Genomic DNA, 19,416 nt, shown 5'->3' on the forward strand with positions numbered 1-19,416 from the left:
AGAACTAAGATAGTGTTTTCATAATAAACAGAACAAAAAAATAATCAAATTGATTTATTATCACAAACAAGAAAACAGTTACCCCTGAAAATTATTTAAAAGACATGCGCAGAAAAACCAGAAGGATTTTCACGGCGGAACAAAAGATCCTCATTGTGATGGAAGCCCTTCGGGCAGAAAATTCCATTGCCGAACTCTGCCGCAAGCACGCTATTCAGGAATCAACCTTCTACAAATGGAACAAAGAATTCATTGAAGCTGTTAAAAAACAACTCTCGGGAGATACTGTTCGCCAAGCAACCTCCGAAGAAGTCTCTCAGCTTCGGGAAGAGAATCGCAAGCTTAAAGAAACGGTTGCCGACCTTGTCATCCGCTACGACATCGAAAAAAAAGTTTGGAAATTCTGGAATAACCGAAAAATACAGAAAGTATATGAGGTTGTTACCTGAAGAAAAACTGGAAATCATCAAAACGGTTATTACCAAACTCCAAAAGATGTATTTAACAGCTTAATTTTAAATCAATTACAATGAAAAACATAGCTGTTGTCGCTGGAAATAAAATGTGGGTAACTTTCTGCCCAAAAAAGGCTAAAAAAGTTATTAATATTTTATTACTTAATACAAAAAATTAAATACTTGTACCTAAACAAAAAGTTGCACTAGCAATTTGAGACCACCTTACTAAAAAAATTCATTAAGATTATTTTCAGACGAATGAAATTAATAATTTTAAATTGTCAAAATTTTAAAATTTATGATTGAAACATAAGAAGATATTTATTCATTTTTAAAATATCCACTTCCTATTTCTTTTGGTTTGGCGTTTATTGGGATAATCGTACTATTATTATCAAATATTTTAGAGAGCATTAAGAAAAATTCTAAAAAAATAAGATTATTAGGCGGATTTTTAGTTGGTCGGAGGAAATATTTTATGATGAACAAATTCTAATGGGGGAGAGCATTAGAAATTGGCTGATTTTCGATGATTAACGTTATTTAACATCTTTTGTATTTTTAGTTTAATAATGAAGACTTATTTTTGTTAGAAAGAGTTGAAGAACACTCTTAATAACATTAAAATTTTAAATTATGGAAAAGTTTGCAATATTAGCAAGAGTAGAAGCAAAACCGGGTAAAGAAAATGAAGTATTGGAATTCCTAAAGTCTGCCTTGCCGCTTGCGGAAGGTGAGCCAGGAACCGTAAGATGGTATGCTTTACAAATTGGCCCTTCTACTTTTGGTATATTCGATACGTTCGGAACTACAGATGCAAGAGATGCTCACTTGAATGGTGAGATTGCAAAGGCTTTAATGGCCAATGCTTCTGAATTACTTGCTAAAGAACCTGTACTTGAAATGGTAGATCTACTAGCAGTAAAGTAAGCAATGAACACCAATTTTTAATACAGTTAAATGGAGCCAGGTATTTCCCCGGCTCCATTTTTTTTATATCATTTTGTGAAAGGTTGAACCTTTGCTATGTATACAAGATTTATATTGATTTTTCAAATAAAATTTCAATTTAGCATAAAAAGAAAGAGACTGAAAACAGTCTCTTTTGTATTCTTAATTATTGAAGTTTTTTAAGCTCTTCTAAAACAGCTTCGCCAACTGCATGAGCAGATTGAGGAGACCTACCTCACAACTTTTTTGTGACCTACATCACATTACACCGAAAGCCGACTCAAGGTTTCTCTGGAAACACCTAAATATGAAGCGATTAATGTTTTGGGCAATCGTTGTAAAAGTGTGGGATATTGAGAAATAAATTGTTCGTAGCGTTCTTTGGCATTGCTATTCAGCAGAGACAAAATTCTTCTTTGGAGCGCGATGTAACCATTATTAGACTTTTTCCTGAAAAAATGTTCTATTTTATGCATATCTGCACAGAGTTTTTCTCGGTTATAGAGAGACAAAGTAAGTACTTCGGTAGATTCTAATGCATCAATGGAAAAAGTAGCTTCCGTTTGATTAAAATATGCTTGATAATCGGTAATCCACCAATCTTCCATTGCAAATTGCATAATATGTTCTTTGCCTTCTTGATTCAGGTAAGATGCTTTTAATAAACCATTCATCACAAAATAATCATTTTGTACGGTATCTCCTTCTAGAATTAAAATCTGATGCTTTTTAAATTTTTTCAAGGTAAAATGAGACAGGATGTACTCGAACTCCTGGTCAGTTAATGGCGTAATTTTCTCAATTTGACGTCTTAAAATCTCACTCATATTTTTATCATTCTAAATGCAAACAAAAATAATGGTTGACTCCAAATGTAAACTATTGAAACCAAAACATCCATCGCTCGTAATGGATTTTTTAAATAGGGTAGATGGAATTCTTATGGATTGATGGAGAAAACAAAAGCTATAGAAAAATATCTTGGTCGAACCTATTTTTGTGTTTGTGGATTGTACAAATCAATTGATAAAAGAAATCCGAAAAAGCAGTACAGCTAACATTGTATTGCTAAAATGCGTGGCTGAACGGCTTCGATTGGAGATTTATACAAGGTTTGACCAACGTTCTTCAATTGAAATTTAGCGCTAAAATCCCCGCTTTCGGCAATACCCAAAACGTTCGATTCAATAATTTTCCGACATTTCGAATATTTTTATAATTGAAAAATCGTACATATATTTGTACAAATAAAAATACAAAAATATGTTAATCGCAAGTGTTTCTGATTTTAGAAAAGATATAAAATCATATTTAGACCGAGTTGCAAAAAATTTTGAAACTCTTATCATTAATCGTGGAAAAGACTCTGGAATTGTGGTGATGTCTCTTGAAGAATACAATTCTTTAATGGCGACAAATCACGAATTATCGTCAAGAACTAATGAAATGCGTCTTGATTCTGCTATTCAAAAATTGAAAAATGGAAAATCCTTTTCAAAGGAATTAATTGTAGAATAAGATGAAATATATTTTCGTTGATGAATCTTGGGAAGATTATCTTTATTGGCAAAAAACCGATAAGAAAAAATTGAAACGAATAAATGATTTATTGAAAGATATTTCTCGAAGTCCATTTGATGGAATTGGGAAACCTGAGGCTTTAAAACATAAATATTCTGGGTTTTGGTCGAGAAGAATTGATGATGAACATAGATTGATATATAAATATCAAGAAGGAGAAATTTTAATTGCAAAATGTAGATTTCATTACGACTAAAAAACAAAGTATTACTGAAGCTAAAATAGTATTGCTAAAATGCGGGATTGAAGTGTGAATTGAAAAGCAGAATATTTAACCGCATATGCTTTTCAATTCCATAAAAAAGTGTAATTTAGTTTCATTGAAAAAGCAATTTTGCTTCGTTCGGTCGAAATTGACTTTTTGGTAAATTTAGCCCGCCCTTCGCAAATACTTTTTCCGTTAGCCGTAATTTTATGAAAACAGCACTCCAAATTTTACTATTTCTTTTTCCATTGAATTTTTATGCCCAATCTAAAGAACAAAAAGTTGAATTTTTGATTGATGAATTAGGCTATTTTAATTCAATCAAAAGTAAAATTTTCGATTATCACATTGAGAATTTGAAAAATTATGGAGATAAAAATGATAATAGGATTAAAACACTTGAAAATAAAATAAATGACAAAGAAATTCTAAAAAGACTTGTTAATGCCTATTCCAAAACATATTCAGAGAATGAAATTAACGAAATTTATAAATTTTATAATTCTGAAACTGGAAAAAAATTCGCTAAAAGCAATAATTTAGTTGAGGAAAATATAAAAGATAATTTCGTAGATGTATTTGAAGAAATAAAACGGCTTCAAGAAGAAAATCAACAGAAAAAATCTCATCAAGCTTCATATTTAACTAATTTTTTTGAATCAAAATATGAAAAACAAGATGGTTTTTATTTAGTTACTGAAAATGAAATAGATCGCGAAGAAAGTAATTTAGAACTTGAAACTAATCCGTTATTTACACTAAAAGATATTGAAGAAATTGAATCAATTTATAACGATCAAGGAAATTTAGTAATTGATATAAAGTTCAAAAATGAATCTGCAAAAAAATTAAAAGAAATTACTGCAAATAACATTAATAAAGGAATGGCAATAATTGTTGATAAGAAAATTATTATAATGCCTGTAATTGCTTCTGAAATTCCTGATGGAAAACTACAAATTTCTGGACCTCTCAGTGTAGAGGAAATGAAAAATATTGTAAATAAATTGAAAAAATAACAACTACTGCTAATATAGTATTGCTAAAATGCGGGGTTAAAGTGTGAATTGAAAAGCAGAATATTTAACCGCTCATGCTTTTCAATTCTACATTTTATTGTAATTTAGTTTAATTGAAAAAGCATCGGCTACGTTTGGTCGAATTTGAACTAAAGTTCTTCTTTCTAACGCACTTCGCCAATACTTTTTCTGTTACCTGAAATTTTAAAGCAAAATTGACATGAAAAGTTATTGTAACAAGTGTAATCGACAAACTAACCAAATAATATTACAAGAAGTTAAAACTTCTTATGAAGATGACGACCATTTATGGTGGGAAGAAAATAACTATCAGATTATTAAATGTGGAGGATGTGATGAAGTAAGTTATCGAACAGTTTCTACAAATGCACAATTGGCATCTTTTGCAGAATTTGGATCACCATATTCTCAAGTATTATATCCAATGAGAGGACCAAATAGCGTTCCAACAAAAAACTTTAAAAACATACCTCTCAAGATTAAAGAAATTTAGAGAGAGACTATTGATGCTTTTAATAAGAACCAATTAATATTATGCTCAGGAGGTTTAAGAGCTCTTGTAGAAGCTATTTTTCTAGAAAAGAAAATTTTAGGAATTAATAAAACTGATAAAAAAGGAAAAAAGTATCTATGTGATAATTTGCAGTGCAAAATTGATGCGTTACACGAAAATAAATTATTAGTAAAAGAAAATGCAGAAAGTTTACATGAATTAAGATTTCTAGGAAATGAAGCACTTCATGAATTAGAAAAACCATCTATTGAAGAATTAAAATTAGCAATTGAAATATTAGAATTGACCCTCGAAAACATTTATGAATTACAGCATAAAGCAATGATTTTAAAACAGAAAAAGACCATAAGAAAAAAATAAAACGGCAGGTAACACAGATTTTGCAAAATGCGGGATTGAAGGAAATCTCAGCAATATTCTGGAAGGTCATCAAACCAAATTAAAGATTTGTAACGCCTAGATGAACTTTTTGCAAATGATGTTCAAGGTAAAATTTTACAAAGCAGCTTAAAATTCATTATTATTTAATGGTCGTTGCTTCAACTGAATGTGATGTCCAAGTTATTTGGCAGAATTAAAATGTTTGGGCGCTTTTTGTTACTTTTGTGCCATGAATCAAGATACGATCTGCGCATTGGCGACTGCCAACGGAATAGGAGCACTCGGAATCATCCGTCTTTCCGGGCAAGAAGCGGTAAGTATTGCCCAAAAATCTTTCAAAGGTAAAAATCTGGAAAAACAGAAAAGCCATACCGTGCATTACGGCTACATGGTGGATGGTGAAGAAATCATCGATGAAATTATGGTTTCGGTTTTTTTGGCTCCAAAAACTTTTACTACAGAAAATGTGGTGGAAATTTCCTTCCACGGTTCGCCTTTCATTGGGAAAAGAATTCTTGAAGTTTTAATTAAAAACGGAGCAAGAATGGCGAAAGCCGGCGAATTTACCATGCGTGCATTCATGAATGGAAGAATTGATCTTTCTCAGGCAGAAGCGATTGCAGATATAATTGCCAGCGAAAATGAAGCGTCCAGAAAAGTGGCGATAAATCAGCTGAAAGGTGGAATTACCAATGAAATTTCGATTCTAAGAACCGATTTGCTCAATTTTGTATCGTTAATAGAACTCGAACTGGACTTCGCAGAGGAAGATGTAGAATTTGCTGACAGAACAGCACTTATTGGACTTTTAAAAAGAATCGAGGAGAAATTAAAATCGCTTATCGAAAGTTTCCAGTACGGGAATGCGGTGAAAAATGGAGTAGCAGTGGCGATTTTAGGAAAACCCAACGCCGGAAAATCAACGCTGCTAAATGCCCTGCTGAAAGAAGAGCGCGCCATTGTGAGCAATATTGCCGGAACTACCCGCGACACGATCGAAGAATTGTTGCACATTAAAGGAAATGCTTTCCGGCTGATTGATACCGCTGGTTTAAGGGAAACTACCGATGAAATCGAGAAAATCGGTGTTAAAAAAGCCATTGAAAAAGTGGAGCAGGCGGAAATCCTGATTTACCTCATCGATTCGGCAACCGATGATTTTACCGAAGATTTATTGATGATTAAGCCGTTGCTTCGTGACGATTTAAAACTCATCATTTGCGCGACCAAAATTGATGAAGTAATACCATCACAACACGAAAAAATGGAGGCCTTGCTAAGACAGGAAATCGCACAGGAATTTGATTTCATCAAAATATCGGCACTCGAAAACCAAAATCTTCAGGATCTGAAAAACGAGCTTTCCTCCTATGTTGAGGAGCTTAAAACACAGGAAAACAATGTCGTAATCACCAATCAGCGACACTTTCAGGCCTTGCAAAAATCCTTGGAATCCGTTCAGAAAGTAGAAGAAGCGGTACACACCAAAATCTCCACCGAACTCTTGGCCTATGAACTTCGTAACGCCCTGGAATACCTCGGTGAAATTTCGGGAGAATTTACAAATGATGAGGTTTTGGGGAATATTTTTTCTAAGTTTTGTATCGGAAAGTAATTACCTTGCACTTGATTAGTTAACGCCTTCATTTATTGCATTTTATATAAATTTTCTTTCCTATTTCTGTTGCTTATTTGCACTTTTTTACTTACTTTTGTTTCTGTATTGTTGTTGCTAACAACAAAATTGTTTCTAGCAACAAACCTTGAAAACAGCCTGACAGAAGCAAAAACCACAAGATATGAAAGTCACTTTACGAGAACGCAACCAAGGAGGAAAAACCAGTCTGTATCTGGATTATTACCATAAAGGTAAACGCAAACTGGAATATTTGAAACTCTATCTGAATCCGAATGCCAAAACAAAGGAAGAAAAGGATTTGAATAAAAAAACCTTGCAACTTGCAGAAAGTGTAAGAGCCAAAAGGCAAATTGAAATCCAGAACGGAGTGTATGGCTTCCAGGATAGTGAGAAACTAAAAGCCAGTGCATTAGATTACATTAAGCAACTTGCAGACAAAAAGCAAGACAGCAGTGGCAATCACGGGAATTGGATTTCAATGTATAAACATCTTATGAAGTACACCAATGGACATCTTTTGTTTGAAAACTTAGATCGTGATTTTGTCGAGGGGTTTAAAGATTATCTTGCTAGTGCAGAAACAAAGTCTGAAGGCGTTAAACTTTCCCAGAATTCTAAATACTCCTACTTCAATAAATTTAAAGCGGCTTTAAAGCAAGCGGTAAGAGATAGAATATTACAAACCAATCCAGGCGAAGGAGTTGATGGTTTCAAACAGGGAGAACCTCAGCGAGAATACTTAAGTTTAGAAGAACTTAAAGCAGTCGCTAAAACAGATTGTGAAATTCCAATAATGAAAACCGCTTTTCTGTTTTCCGCACTTACAGGTTTGCGGTGGTCTGATTGCCAAAAATTGGTATGGTCCGAAATTCAGTTTTCAAATGAATTAGGAAATCATATCAGATTCATTCAGAAGAAAACCAAGGGTGCAGAAACACTTCCAATATCGGAACAGGCAGTTGGATTGTTGGGCGAACGTGGAGAGCCGGACGAGAGAGTTTTTGTAAACCTACGGTATTCCGCTTGGTACAACCTGAAACTCCAACAGTGGATGATGGCTGCAGGCATCCATAGAACCATCACATTCCATTGCGCCCGCCATACTTACGCTACGCTCCAGTTGGCAGCCGGAACCGACATCTATACCGTTTCAAAACTTCTTGGACACCGGGAATTACGCACTACTCAGATTTACGCCAAGGTGATTGATTCCAAAAAGATAGAAGCCGCTAACAAAATACAACTTGATTTATGAGTGCATTTCACCCCAATTTGGATAAGGTTTTATACGGTGAATTACAGCCTTGGCTTCAGGATAATGTCCCTGACGAAAGTTACACCCCAAAAATTAGTTCTATTAGACTTCAAGAAAATGCGGTTCAATTGAAATATGAATTGTCATTTCCACGTCCGTTTAATTCGAAAACTAAATATTATCGGAGGTTAATTGAAAATGCTATTGAAGCAACTGTGCAAAATTCTATTTCTCTGATGAAGGAAGATGAAGACGAGGAAATACTGCTTTGCTACACCGATGAATTTTTATACAAAAACTTAAAGACAAAATTATTAGATATATCAGAAATTATTGCTGCAAAGGATTATTCTTTAGCTTATCTGAAGAATAGTTATGTCCCGCAGCCTTCCGAAAGAAATCATCATACAAATACTTATATCATGCAATTTTTAAGGCTTGCCTATATGCAGATATATCTTGAAATTCAGGAAGAATTTATACAGCATATAGAAGATATATTTATTCCTGAAGATTTCTATACTCAACTTTTTAGAGAACCTATTCCTGGCGAACTGCCATTGCGAAGAATAAAATTTAAAGAAGTTATACCAAATAATAAAAAACAGGTTTCCAATAATAAGCATTCTGCACAATCTGATCGCCCTTCATTTACCTACAAAAAATATAATCACGCTCCTCAAAATTTAACAAATCTACATAATAATTTTATCCGAAACGGTTGGATTGATGCAGAAACCTCGCTTGCAGCTTTTAAAAGGATTTTTTCAGGAAAAGATGTTTTAATGCCTGTTAAATGGACGGGTAATAAATCTGAACTTTACTATTTCGTAAAGACTTTGCATTCAAAAAAAGAACTAGTTGAGTATGTAGGGCAGCGTATATGGGAAATAACCTGCAATTGTTTTGTTGATAAAGATGGTAAAGAATTTGACCGAAAAAAATTTAAGGATACTAAAGATCCAAAGTTGTCAGTTGCCAAAATTGATAAATCAATTAAACTACTTGAGTAGGTAACACTGCGCACCGCTTTTAGAAAGTTATTTTTCTTTTTTTTAGACTTTGTCTGTCATAGGCAAAGTCTTTTTGTTTTATTATTCACACCGCGCACCGCGCACCGCTCCGCACAGCCAGTTGCAAACCGCATCTCCCTTTGTTTCAACACTAATTTTGACCTCGTTGTTCAACACAGTTAACGATTTCTGGCCGGAAATCAATTGTAAAATTTTTGAATTAAAACTCATGGAAGATATTTTAAAACGCCTCGACGATATTCAGAAAATGATAGAATCGCAGGGCTTATACACAAAAGAAGTATTGAACTTCACAGATGCATGCAGATACCTGGAACTTTCCCAGTCGCACCTTTACAAACTGACGAGCAATGGAATAATTCCATTCTATAAACCGAACGGAAAGAAAATCTATTTCCGTAGAACGGAGTTGGATGCTTGGTTGCTTCGCAACCGCACCGATTCACAGGAGGAAATAGACCGCAAAGCGGCAGATTATTTAATCAGTAAAGGAAGAATAAAGTTATGAATGCACACTTAGAACATATAGCATCCCTTTCTCAGGATGTTAAGGAAATCAAGGAAGCATTACATTTCATAGCGAAATCTTCTTTGATGCAGTTGAAAGACGAATGGATAGATGGACAGATTGTAATGCAGACATTGCACATCAGCCAGAGAACCTTGCAGTCTTTGCGTGATAACGGAACTTTGCCTTTCAGCAGGATTAATGGAAAATTCTATTATAAGGTAACGGATATTCAGGAGTTGCTGGAAGCCAATTATACCAAATCCAAAATTCGGTGAGATGAAGGTGACAAGAAAAGCAATATTGGATAAAACGCATTACGGGCTGAATGTCTATTCGTTTATCCTGCGCCAGCACTACCCGGGTGAAACGGTCCTTTCCCTTTCGGGAAGGGACTGCAAACCCGCTAAAAATCCTTTCAATAATCATAAGGAAACTTTGGTAGTGAGGATTGTTGATGGTTGCGCCCGGCATACTGATTCAGAGAATTGGGAATTTCAGGGTGATGTGTTCGATTTTGCCGAACTGGCTTTTCAGTTAAGTGGTCAGGAACTGTTGGATAAAATCAATGAAGTGATGCACCTGAAACTGGATGAAGAAAAAAACTTTTACAGAAATAAAATACTGCCACAAAAAGCTGTAGAACTGATTTCAAAAACAATGGATGCACCATTGGTAAGTTATTTCAAAAATCCTGTTCAGAATACCATTCCGTTTCAGGAAATGTCATTGGTGCAGATTTACCGCAAGATTAAAAGCGACGCTTTCAAAAGTCAGACTGAAAAACTGCGGACAATTCAGGATAAAAAAGAAGCACGGAAATACAAATCTTCCAACTTTCATTACGCTACATTTTCGGGAACTTTCAGCAAAAGAAGCGATGCCGAACTCAAAGAACATTCCGGCTTGCTTACGGTGGATTTTGACCATTTGGAAGATGTATCTGCCCTGAAAGAAAAACTTTTGCTGGACGAATATTTTGAAACGGAAATGATGTTTGTTTCGCCATCTGGCGATGGCTTGAAATGGATAATTCCGATTGACCTTTCCCAGGCTTCACAACAGGAATATTTTCAGGCAGTGTTCAATTATGTGAAACACACTTACGGTTTCTCAATTGATGAATCCGGCAAAGATGTTTCCCGAGCCTGCTTCCTTCCTCACGATGCCGAGGTTTATATTAATCCTAAATACTTATAAGACAAGATGAACAAGATATTTAATCCGAAGGAATGGCTCACAGAATCCATTCCCGAAAATAAAGTTACAGAGCAGAAATCCACCGAACCAACAACAGTATTGGAGGAAGTGGAAGAAATCATAAGTCGCCTGGAAGAACAGCGTATAGATATTACACAATCCTATAAAAACTGGATAAACATTGGCTTTGCACTTTCGGGAGAATTTGGCGAAAACGGCAGGGAATTGTTTCACCGCGTCAGTGCCTTTCATTCCAAATATGACAGAGTCGAATGTGACGCTCAGTTTTCAAGTTGTTTAAAATCCAAAAAGACAGGCGTTACAATCAAATCGTTTTTCTATTTGGCGAAAGATGCAGGAATTGATATTTCCTTCAAAAAAACTTCCAAAGATTCAAGCAGTGGTAGTGAGAAAAAAGTCGGCGAAATTAAAGGTGAATTCACCAATGATGGTGTGCCACCTCCACCAGAGCAACTTCCGAACTTCCCCGCATCCTTATTTCCCCAACTTCCTGAATTCCTCAAAAGAGTGGTTCAGGTTGCAGTTTCTGCCGAGGAAAAAGATATTTTGTTTTTGGGAAGCATTACGGCAATTAGCGGTTGCCTTCCAAAATTGTTTGGCATTTATGATGGCAGAAAGGTTTTTCCGAATCTTTTTCTGTTCATTACAGCGCAGGCGTCCGCTGGCAAAGGTCGGCTCATTCATTGCAGACAGTTGGTAAATCCCATTCACAAAGAATTACGGGACCGTGCAAGAGAACTGAAACAACGTTACGAAATAGCATTGGCGCAGTATAACGCTGCAAAAGGTAAAGATGAAAACGCTGAAAAACCTGCAAAACCACCTGAAAAAATGTTGTTCATTCCTGCCAATAACAGTTCTACGGGAGCGTATCAGTTGTTGGGCGACAGCGATGGCAGAGGAATTATTTTTGAAACCGAAGGCGACACACTGGCGCAAGCCTTCAAAAGTGATTATGGAAATTACAGCGATGGCTTCAGAAAAGCCTTCCACCACGAAACCATTTCCTATTACCGGAGAACCGACCGCGAATATGTGGATATTGAAAATCCCTGCCTTTCCACGGTGCTTTCGGGAACGCCCGCCCAGGTTTCAGCATTAATTCCCAGTGCGGAAAACGGACTTTTCAGCAGATTTATGTTTTATGCGATGAATGTTCGTCCGATTTGGAAAAATGTATTTGAATCTGCCACCGACAACGGTTTGGAAGCCTATTTTGATGATTTGGGAAACGAGTTCTATTCGCTCTATGGAAACCTGATGCGAATGCCCGAAATACAGTTTACCTTAACTGCCGAACAGCAACAGAAATTCAATGAATTTTTTTCAGAGATACAGCAAATGTATATCACTTTAAAAGGTTTGGATTATATGGCTTCGGTTCGCAGATTGGGTTTGGTGGCGTTCAGATTGGCGATGATACTATCAGTGTTGCGGATTATGGAACATGGGGAAATTCCCGAAAAAATGATTTGTGAAAATCAGGATTTCAATACTGTAATTTCTATGATCAGAGTGTTGGTCATTCATTCTGCAAAAGTCTATAGCGAATTGCCACAGGAAGTAAGGCCAAAGAAGCAGTTAACCAAAAAACAAAAATTTCTCAGTGACTTACCCCGAAACTTCAACAGACAGAAATATTTGGAAGTTGCAGAAAAATTTGGCATTCCCGGCAAAACCGCAGAAGGCTATATCGCAGGATTCAAAAAAGATGGCCTAATCCACCACGAATCCCAGGACAATTATATCAATCTCACCATTGCAGATTCTGAGGAAATCAAGGAAATATAGGATATTGCGGAGAGAGAGGGTCTCTCCGCACTTTTACAATCGTGAATTTTTTTGATATTGCAATTTAGGGCGCTGAGGATGGAATATCCTCAGTTTCCTTTAAATCCTGAAAGTACTGTGGATAACTCATACCGTTTATTTATTTTTTTTACATTTTCTTTTTCCTATATTTGACAATATTTGTCAAGTCAAAATAATGAACTCTATAACATTTGGCGAAAAAATCCGAAATCTTCGTGAGAGTAATGGTATGCTTTTACGAGAACTGGCTGCACTCTTAAATATTGATACAGCATTACTTTCTAAAATTGAGAGAAATGAACGTAGGGCAAAGCGGGAACAGTTAGCAATTTTGTCCACTTTGCTACATATTTCAGAACAAGAGTTATTAACACTGTGGCTCGCAAATCAACTTTACGATATTTTGAAGGACGAAGAAAATGCTACTGCTGCGTTAAAAGTGGCTGAAAAGCAAATTGAATATATTAGAAAAATTAAATAAATTATGCCAACACTACAATTTAAGGGTAAAAATATTATATGGAATCATCACCTAAGTGTTCCTTACCATTCGTTAGAAGAAATCCCAGAGTTGGGGTTTAATGCAGATAATGAACCTGAAAATCTAATTATTGAAGGTGATAATTTAACTGCACTAAAGGCTTTGCTTCCTAAATACTCAGGTTCCATAGATTTTATATATATAGATCCCCCATATAATACAGGTAATGATAATGGTGTAGGTAAAGGTTGGATTTATAATGATAATGTAAATAGTCCTTTGCTACGCGAATGGTTACATAAAGAGGTTTCAAAAGATGATCTTACAAAGCATGATAAATGGCTATGTATGATGACTCCTAGATTAAAATTATTAAAAGAGTTACTTGTTGATAATGGTGTAATCGCAATATCGATCGATGATAACGAATTATCAAATTTAATTATATTACTAAGGGAAATTTTTGGTGAAAATCATATTGGTAATATTATTTGGTATAAAAAAAGAAAAGGCAGTTTTCTTTCGAAAGAATTCATTAGCTTAACTGAATATATCGTATTATTCAAAAAAACTACAGATAGCATCCACTTGTTCGGAGGCAAGGCTGATGAAGACGAATCGCAACCCCTTGTTAAAAGAACAAACTCTATAAAAGAGTTGACTTTTAAAGCAAATACAGTAACTTCTAACCTAAGTGATAGGATTTTAGATATTGGCACTTATGGTAGTGGTACGAGTGAAGTTGAATTATTGACACCGTTGTCTATTGAAAATAATATTATTACCAATGATATTACACTTAAAGGCCCTTTTACTTGGACACAGGAAATGCTAGAATTAGAGCTTAATAAAGGGTCCCGTATTACTATCAATACACTGAATTTACAACCTAGAGCTTTTAGAGTGTATGACGAAGACCACCATAAGGGATTAGGATCATATATAGATGGGCGGGAAATTAGTGCTACTACTGATGATGCATATGAGGAATTGAAAAGTATGTTTGGAACGGATCGAGCATTTGATTATTCCAAACCTTATCAACTTATCAAAGAATTAGTAAATGCGTGTACTTTTAAAAATGAAAATGCAATTATTTTAGATTCTTTTGCTGGCTCAGGAACAACAATGCATGCAGTCAACGAACTTAATAAAGACGGTGGAAATAGAAAATGTATATTAGTGCAAATGACTGAAGCTACAGAGGCTGAACCAGACAAAAATATTTGCAGAGATATTACAAGGGAGCGTAATAAACTTGCTATTGAAAAATATGGTTATGAAAGTGGTTTCAAATATTTAAAGGTGGGTGCTGCTATTGATCCCGACACTATGCTTGACGGCGAATTGCCGACTTACAATCAGTTTGCAGAATATGTATTCTATCTTGCAACAGGAGGTCATTTAGCAGATAAAGAAAACATTAATTCTGAAAACTATTTCGTAGGAACAGAAGGAAGTCAGGCAATCTATTTAATTTATGAACAGGATTTCGATAAATTGACGAGAATGGCGCTAACCTTAGATATTGCTGAGCAAATTATTGCACACAGTCCCGGTAAGAGAAGAACTGTTTTTGCGCCGTCCTGCTTCCTCGATGAAGATTATATGTCTGAGAAACAGATTGAATTTGTTTCTGTGCCTTACAATTTGTTTGAACGAAATACTGCCGATTAAGATGTATTTAAAGAACTATCAGATTCGTGTCGTAAACGAATTAAAAAACTTTTTTCAAACTTCAAAAGAACAGAAAATCACTTTTGACGCTGCTACTGCATTATTGCCCGAAGATATGCGCGACAGTTTAAATTATGTGCAGAAAACTTTTGAAAAATTTTCATTTCCTTATAATGACAGCAGCAAAAATGGTTTAGGAAAGTTTTATCCCCGTATCGTGATGAAGGTTCCAACAGGTGGCGGTAAAACCTTGCTCGCAGTTGAAGCAATCAGAGAATATCAAAATAATTTTGCACAGAAGAAAACAGGTTTGGTGGTTTGGATTGTTCCCCGTGAACCAATTTATAAGCAAACACTAAATAGGCTTCGCGATAAAGGTGACCCATACAGACAACTGTTGGATCAGGCAAGTGGCGGCAGAACGCTTATTGTTGAGAAAGGACAGAAACTTTCCCTTCAGGATATTGAAGAAAATTTGGTAGTGCTGTTTGTAATGATTCAGTCAATAAGTAGAGCGAATACAGCAGAAGCATTAAAAGTTTTTAAAGACAGTGGCGGTTATGATGGCTTCTTTCCGCAGGACAACCGTTATGATCTTCACGCTGAATGGCTAAAGCAAGTGCCGAATCTTGATACGCTTTGGAATAACGGAGATCAGGCGCAGTTGGTAACTAGTTTAGGAAATGCGGTGCGTGTTTCAAAACCGTTCATAATTATTGACGAAATTCATAAAGTCTTTTCAGATACAGCAAGGAAAACAATTGATAATCTAAATCCTGAAATGGTTTTAGGCTTAACTGCGACACCTAAAGAAGGAATGAATATCATTACCAAAGTAACAGGTCTTGAATTAAAGGATGAAGAAATGGTAAAGTTAGATTTGCATATTATTCCACCTGTTGATGCTTCAACCGAAGATTGGAAAGCAATGTTGAACCAAATTAAGGAACAGCGTGAACATCTTGAAGTTAAGGCAATAGAGTTCCGAAGAAATACCGGTCAGTATATACGGCCAATATCATTAATACAGGTTGAAAGAACGGGTAACGACCAACGCGGAAGAGGTTTTGTTCACAGTTTGGATGCAAAGGAACATTTATTGGATTTAGGCGTGAATCCTGATGAGATTGCTATTAAATCCAGTTCTCAAAACGATATTGAAGATATAGATTTGCTTTCACCGGATTGTCCTATTAGATTTATTATTACAAAAGAAGCACTTTCAGAAGGTTGGGATTGTCCGTTTGCATATAGTTTGGGGATTATTCCCAATACGGCTTCCAATACAGGCGTAACCCAATTGGTTGGTAGAATTCTGCGCCAGCCGAGAGGAAAGAAAACAGGAATTAAGGAACTTGACGAAAGTTATGTGTATTATTCAAAAGGTGATAATGGCAGTTTGTTGAATAAAGTAATTGCAGGATTCAAGGAAGAAGGTTTAGAAGATCTTACAGGAAAAGTGCAGGTTCAGGGTAATGCAACTGTTAATCCGCCAAAAAAAGTTGAAATTAAAGAAGAATTCAGGGATTATCAATACGCTTTTTATTTGCCTGTATGGTTGATGGTAAACCGTGAAAATGATTCTAAAAGAAGATTTAGTTACGACTTTGATATTCGTCCTTATTTGAGTTTTGAAGAATATAGTATATCACAGGAGTTATTGCAAAAAATTACGGAGTCATTAAGTGAAGAAAATAAAGAGCAGAAGTCTTTTACAGTTACAATTGACCAACAGAGCCACGCTCAGTATTCTGAAGAAAGCAGAGGTGTTGTTTCTAAGAGTTTTATTTCAAAGAACTATTTGTCTCGCAGGATTTCTGAAATTGTTGATAATCCTTTTTTAGCAAGAAAAATTTGTAATGCTGTTGTAGATAAACTGATTGAAGAAATATCGGAAGAAAAACTTTCAGATCATTTTTCATACATAACTGCAAAAATTGTTGAAGATTTATCAAACCAAAGGAAACTTCAGGAAGAAGAAATATTTATGAAACATCTTAATGAGGAAACTTTGGAATTGGTAATTACAGACGATAGAATAAACGGTTTCCAAATACCAAAAGAAGATGTCATTACAATTACAGGATTACCGAATACCTATACAAAGAACCTTTATTCCGATGTTGAAGTATCTTCAATGAATAGTTTAGAAAAATCTGTTGCAGGAATTCTTGAAAATCAGCAGAAATTATTGTGGTGGTTCAGAAATAAAGTGGGTAAAAATTGGTATTCAATCCAGGGATGGCACAAGCATAAAATCCGTCCTGATTTTGTAGTGGCTAAAAAGAAAGAAGATAATTCAGTAGATATAATTTACATTCTTGAAAGTAAAGGAGAGCATTTAGTCAACAATCCTGATACAGTTTATAAGAAAAAAGTTTTTGATAAGATGACAGAATTGCATCAAAACGGAAAAATCAAATCTTATCAAACTGAATTGGATTTCGGGCAAATTTGTGAAGAACAGGCTGCGTATTTAATTGAAGGTTCGCAAGAAGACACTGAAATCAGGAGACTATTCATGTAAATTAATTTTAAAAAAAAACTAAGTATGCCGGAATCTCTGCACTTCAATATTCTCACATTTACTGATGCTAAAGAAAAACATTCTTTTTGGTTCACTCAACAGGAAGACAAAAATTTGTACCGTTTCAGAAAGGATGTTGTACCGCTGGAAGTGATAGAGCATTTTGGCGAACAGGAATTTTACTATACATCATTCACCGTGGAGAATACGGGATTCTACCCTGTAGAAAAATCTGTGATTCCCGAGTATGAAGAAAGTGTTACCGATGATGGTGAGATTGTAACAAAACGAGTACACAACTCTGCATTTACAATTTCGATGCAGAAGAAATTCTATAATTGGCAGATTCAGCAGTATTTCAGAGCGAAAGGCTGTTTGGTAAAATCGGATTATATATTAGATTCTGAAGTTTGGATACAAAAGGAAAATAAGTTAGAAGATTCATTATATAACTTGTACGACCGCTTCACTTTGCGTGTACAGTTTCAGATAATATCCAAACAATGGGAACTTGTACTGATTTATGATGGCGTTTCTAAAATTTTCAAACAATCACTCTCAGACATAGATGAAGATATTCCGACTGATGCCTATAGATGGCTTTTGTTTGAGAAGGAGTTTTACCACTATCAGCGTATGCCGGATAAAGTGGCAAGGAATCTTGAAAAAGCATTCCCAATATGGAATTTGAAGATAAGGAAAGCACTGAATGAAACTGCTGAAAAACCCGATACATCCAATAAGTATTTCAAGTTTAAGGAAAAAATAACTTTCCTGATTAAGGATTTTCTAAAAATACCACAATTTGAAGATTTATTTCGTTTACAGTCTGATAAATTGCTTAAGGTTCCTGAATACCGTGTTGGTGGGGTGAGGTCTTCGATGAATGATATGTTGTTCGGTGAGGAAAAACCAGATTACACACCTTTATTTGGTATTACCAAAAATGGACCTTTTGATTTTCCAAAATGTAAAAATATTCATTTTATCTATTTTGTTCACGAAGACGATAAGGATATTGGAGAATTGGTACATCGTTACTTTAATAAGAAGTTTGATAATTTTCCTGGAATTGAGCAATATACAGGAAAGAAATATTTTGCTGATAAAGAATTAGGTTGCAGGTTTAAAGATAAAGAAAATCCTTGGCCTGAAATAAATGAACATATAACCAATCTAAAAACCAGTCCCGATGTTACCTATGTAGCAATCTACATTAGTCCGTTTTCAAGGGATACTGCAACTTTTACACAGCAGGGAATATATTTTAAGGTAAAACAGGCTTTATTGAATAAAGGAATTGTTTGTCAGGTGTTGGATGCTAACCACGCAAGGGAAGCAAGAAGTTTTGTCTACAATGCTATTAATCTAAGCATAGCAATAAACGCTAAACTGAATGGTACTCCTTGGAGACTAGATGAAGATCCAAAAGACGAATTGATTGTTGGAGTAGGTGCATTCCACAACAGGGTTACAGAAACCAAATACATTGCAAGCGCATTCAGCTTTGATAATACGGGCAAGTTTAACCGTTTCGACCACTTTTTTGAAAATCAGACAAAAGAATTAGCAGGACGCATCAAAATTACGGTAAAACAGTTTACAAGCATAAATCCGGATTTAAAACGATTAGTAATTCATTTTTATAAAACGATGAAGCAAAGCGAGCTTGCTCCAATTGAGAAAGCTTTGCATGAACTCGATTTGCATATCCCAATTTTCATTGTTTCCGTAAATAAGACAGAATCCACAGATTATATAGCGTTTGATGAAGCTTCTTCCTTGTTGATGCCGTACAGCGGTACATGGATTTCATTTGGAGAGAATAAATATTTATTGTTCAATAACATCAGGTATAGGAATAAAACTTTCAAGCCATCAGCTGGCTATCCTTTCCCGCTTAAGATAAAAATTGATTGTAACGATAAAAGGTTGCTAAAAGACCAGAAAACTATAGAAGGATTATTGGAGCAGGTTTACCAATTCAGTCGCATGTATTGGAAGTCATTCAGGCAGCAGAACCTACCGGTAACGCTAAAATATTCAGCAATGATAGCTGAAATGGTTCCATACTTCGAAGGCAAAACAATCCCCGATTTTGGTAAAGACAAACTTTGGTTTTTGTAAACTAA

At 35.2% G+C, this 19,416-nt stretch carries 19 protein-coding genes; 18 read left to right on the forward strand and 1 reads right to left on the reverse strand.

The genetic code is table 11. From position 1 onward, the window contains the following. Positions 1–104: 104 nt before the first annotated feature. Entirely contained in the window at positions 105–449 is a 345-nt protein-coding gene (locus J4771_RS01385) for a transposase (RefSeq protein ID WP_224135704.1), read from the forward strand. A 645-nt stretch (positions 450–1,094) separates the two neighbouring features. Beyond that, complete coding sequence (locus J4771_RS01390; protein WP_055041276.1) at positions 1,095–1,388, forward strand: putative quinol monooxygenase; 294 nt, start codon at positions 1,095–1,097, stop codon at positions 1,386–1,388. Positions 1,389–1,672: 284 nt separating this feature from the next. Here the strand turns inward: J4771_RS01390 and J4771_RS01395 are convergent, their stop codons facing one another. Further along, entirely contained in the window at positions 1,673–2,236 is a 564-nt protein-coding gene (locus J4771_RS01395; RefSeq protein ID WP_224135706.1) for a Crp/Fnr family transcriptional regulator, read from the reverse strand. A 436-nt stretch (positions 2,237–2,672) separates the two neighbouring features. Between J4771_RS01395 and J4771_RS01400 the strand changes: the two genes are divergently transcribed. The 16 genes from J4771_RS01400 to J4771_RS01475 all read left to right on the forward strand — a co-directional run bounded on the left by J4771_RS01400 (position 2,673) and on the right by J4771_RS01475 (position 19,411). Beyond that, positions 2,673–2,927: a type II toxin-antitoxin system Phd/YefM family antitoxin gene (locus tag J4771_RS01400; protein ID WP_224135708.1), complete on the forward strand. Its 255-nt coding sequence runs from the start codon at positions 2,673–2,675 to the stop codon at positions 2,925–2,927. Between the two features lies 1 nt (position 2,928). Beyond that, the gene (locus tag J4771_RS01405; RefSeq protein ID WP_224135710.1) at positions 2,929–3,186 is read left to right on the forward strand and encodes a Txe/YoeB family addiction module toxin; all 258 of its coding nucleotides are present in this window, start codon (positions 2,929–2,931) and stop codon (positions 3,184–3,186) included. 218 nt (positions 3,187–3,404) lie between these two features. Then, positions 3,405–4,214 carry a SecDF P1 head subdomain-containing protein gene (locus tag J4771_RS01410; protein ID WP_224135712.1) on the forward strand — a complete coding sequence of 270 codons (810 nt, stop codon included), beginning with the start codon at positions 3,405–3,407 and terminating at the stop codon, positions 4,212–4,214. 220 nt (positions 4,215–4,434) lie between these two features. Further along, the gene (locus tag J4771_RS01415) at positions 4,435–4,728 is read left to right on the forward strand and encodes a hypothetical protein (protein WP_224135714.1); all 294 of its coding nucleotides are present in this window, start codon (positions 4,435–4,437) and stop codon (positions 4,726–4,728) included. Positions 4,729–4,803: 75 nt separating this feature from the next. Next, positions 4,804–5,109, forward strand: a complete 306-nt coding sequence (locus J4771_RS01420) for a DUF4145 domain-containing protein (protein ID WP_317196379.1) — start codon at positions 4,804–4,806, stop codon at positions 5,107–5,109. Positions 5,110–5,359: 250 nt separating this feature from the next. Continuing rightward, the gene (mnmE, locus tag J4771_RS01425; protein ID WP_224135716.1) at positions 5,360–6,745 is read left to right on the forward strand and encodes a tRNA uridine-5-carboxymethylaminomethyl(34) synthesis GTPase MnmE; all 1,386 of its coding nucleotides are present in this window, start codon (positions 5,360–5,362) and stop codon (positions 6,743–6,745) included. A gap of 184 nt (positions 6,746–6,929) precedes the next feature. Continuing rightward, complete coding sequence (locus J4771_RS01430) at positions 6,930–8,024, forward strand: site-specific integrase (protein WP_224135719.1); 1,095 nt, start codon at positions 6,930–6,932, stop codon at positions 8,022–8,024. Next, entirely contained in the window at positions 8,021–9,037 is a 1,017-nt protein-coding gene (locus J4771_RS01435; protein WP_224135721.1) for a hypothetical protein, read from the forward strand. The genes J4771_RS01430 and J4771_RS01435 overlap by 4 nt, the downstream gene beginning before the upstream one ends. 229 nt (positions 9,038–9,266) lie before the next feature. Then, positions 9,267–9,566, forward strand: a complete 300-nt coding sequence (locus J4771_RS01440; protein WP_224135722.1) for a helix-turn-helix domain-containing protein — start codon at positions 9,267–9,269, stop codon at positions 9,564–9,566. Next, complete coding sequence (locus J4771_RS01445; RefSeq protein ID WP_224135725.1) at positions 9,563–9,844, forward strand: helix-turn-helix domain-containing protein; 282 nt, start codon at positions 9,563–9,565, stop codon at positions 9,842–9,844. The genes J4771_RS01440 and J4771_RS01445 overlap by 4 nt, the downstream gene beginning before the upstream one ends. A 1-nt stretch (position 9,845) precedes the next feature. Continuing rightward, positions 9,846–10,766: a BT4734/BF3469 family protein gene (locus tag J4771_RS01450; RefSeq protein ID WP_224135727.1), complete on the forward strand. Its 921-nt coding sequence runs from the start codon at positions 9,846–9,848 to the stop codon at positions 10,764–10,766. A 6-nt stretch (positions 10,767–10,772) separates the two neighbouring features. Then, positions 10,773–12,578 (forward strand): DUF3987 domain-containing protein, encoded by a 1,806-nt coding sequence (locus tag J4771_RS01455; protein ID WP_224135730.1) that lies wholly within the window; start codon positions 10,773–10,775, stop codon positions 12,576–12,578. A 196-nt stretch (positions 12,579–12,774) separates the two neighbouring features. Beyond that, positions 12,775–13,080, forward strand: coding sequence for a helix-turn-helix domain-containing protein (locus tag J4771_RS01460; RefSeq protein ID WP_224135732.1), 306 nt, complete (start codon positions 12,775–12,777; stop codon positions 13,078–13,080). 3 nt (positions 13,081–13,083) lie between these two features. Beyond that, positions 13,084–14,757 carry a site-specific DNA-methyltransferase gene (locus J4771_RS01465; RefSeq protein ID WP_224135733.1) on the forward strand — a complete coding sequence of 558 codons (1,674 nt, stop codon included), beginning with the start codon at positions 13,084–13,086 and terminating at the stop codon, positions 14,755–14,757. Position 14,758: 1 nt separating this feature from the next. Continuing rightward, on the forward strand, positions 14,759–17,284 hold the full coding sequence (locus tag J4771_RS01470) for a DEAD/DEAH box helicase (RefSeq protein WP_224135734.1): 2,526 nt from the start codon (positions 14,759–14,761) through the stop codon (positions 17,282–17,284). A gap of 24 nt (positions 17,285–17,308) precedes the next feature. After that, on the forward strand, positions 17,309–19,411 hold the full coding sequence (locus J4771_RS01475) for a Piwi domain-containing protein (protein ID WP_224135735.1): 2,103 nt from the start codon (positions 17,309–17,311) through the stop codon (positions 19,409–19,411). Positions 19,412–19,416 lie beyond the last annotated feature (5 nt).

The organism is Candidatus Kaistella beijingensis (genome assembly GCF_020084865.1).
In the GTDB taxonomy this organism is placed as follows: Bacteria; Bacteroidota; Bacteroidia; order Flavobacteriales; family Weeksellaceae; genus Kaistella; species Kaistella beijingensis.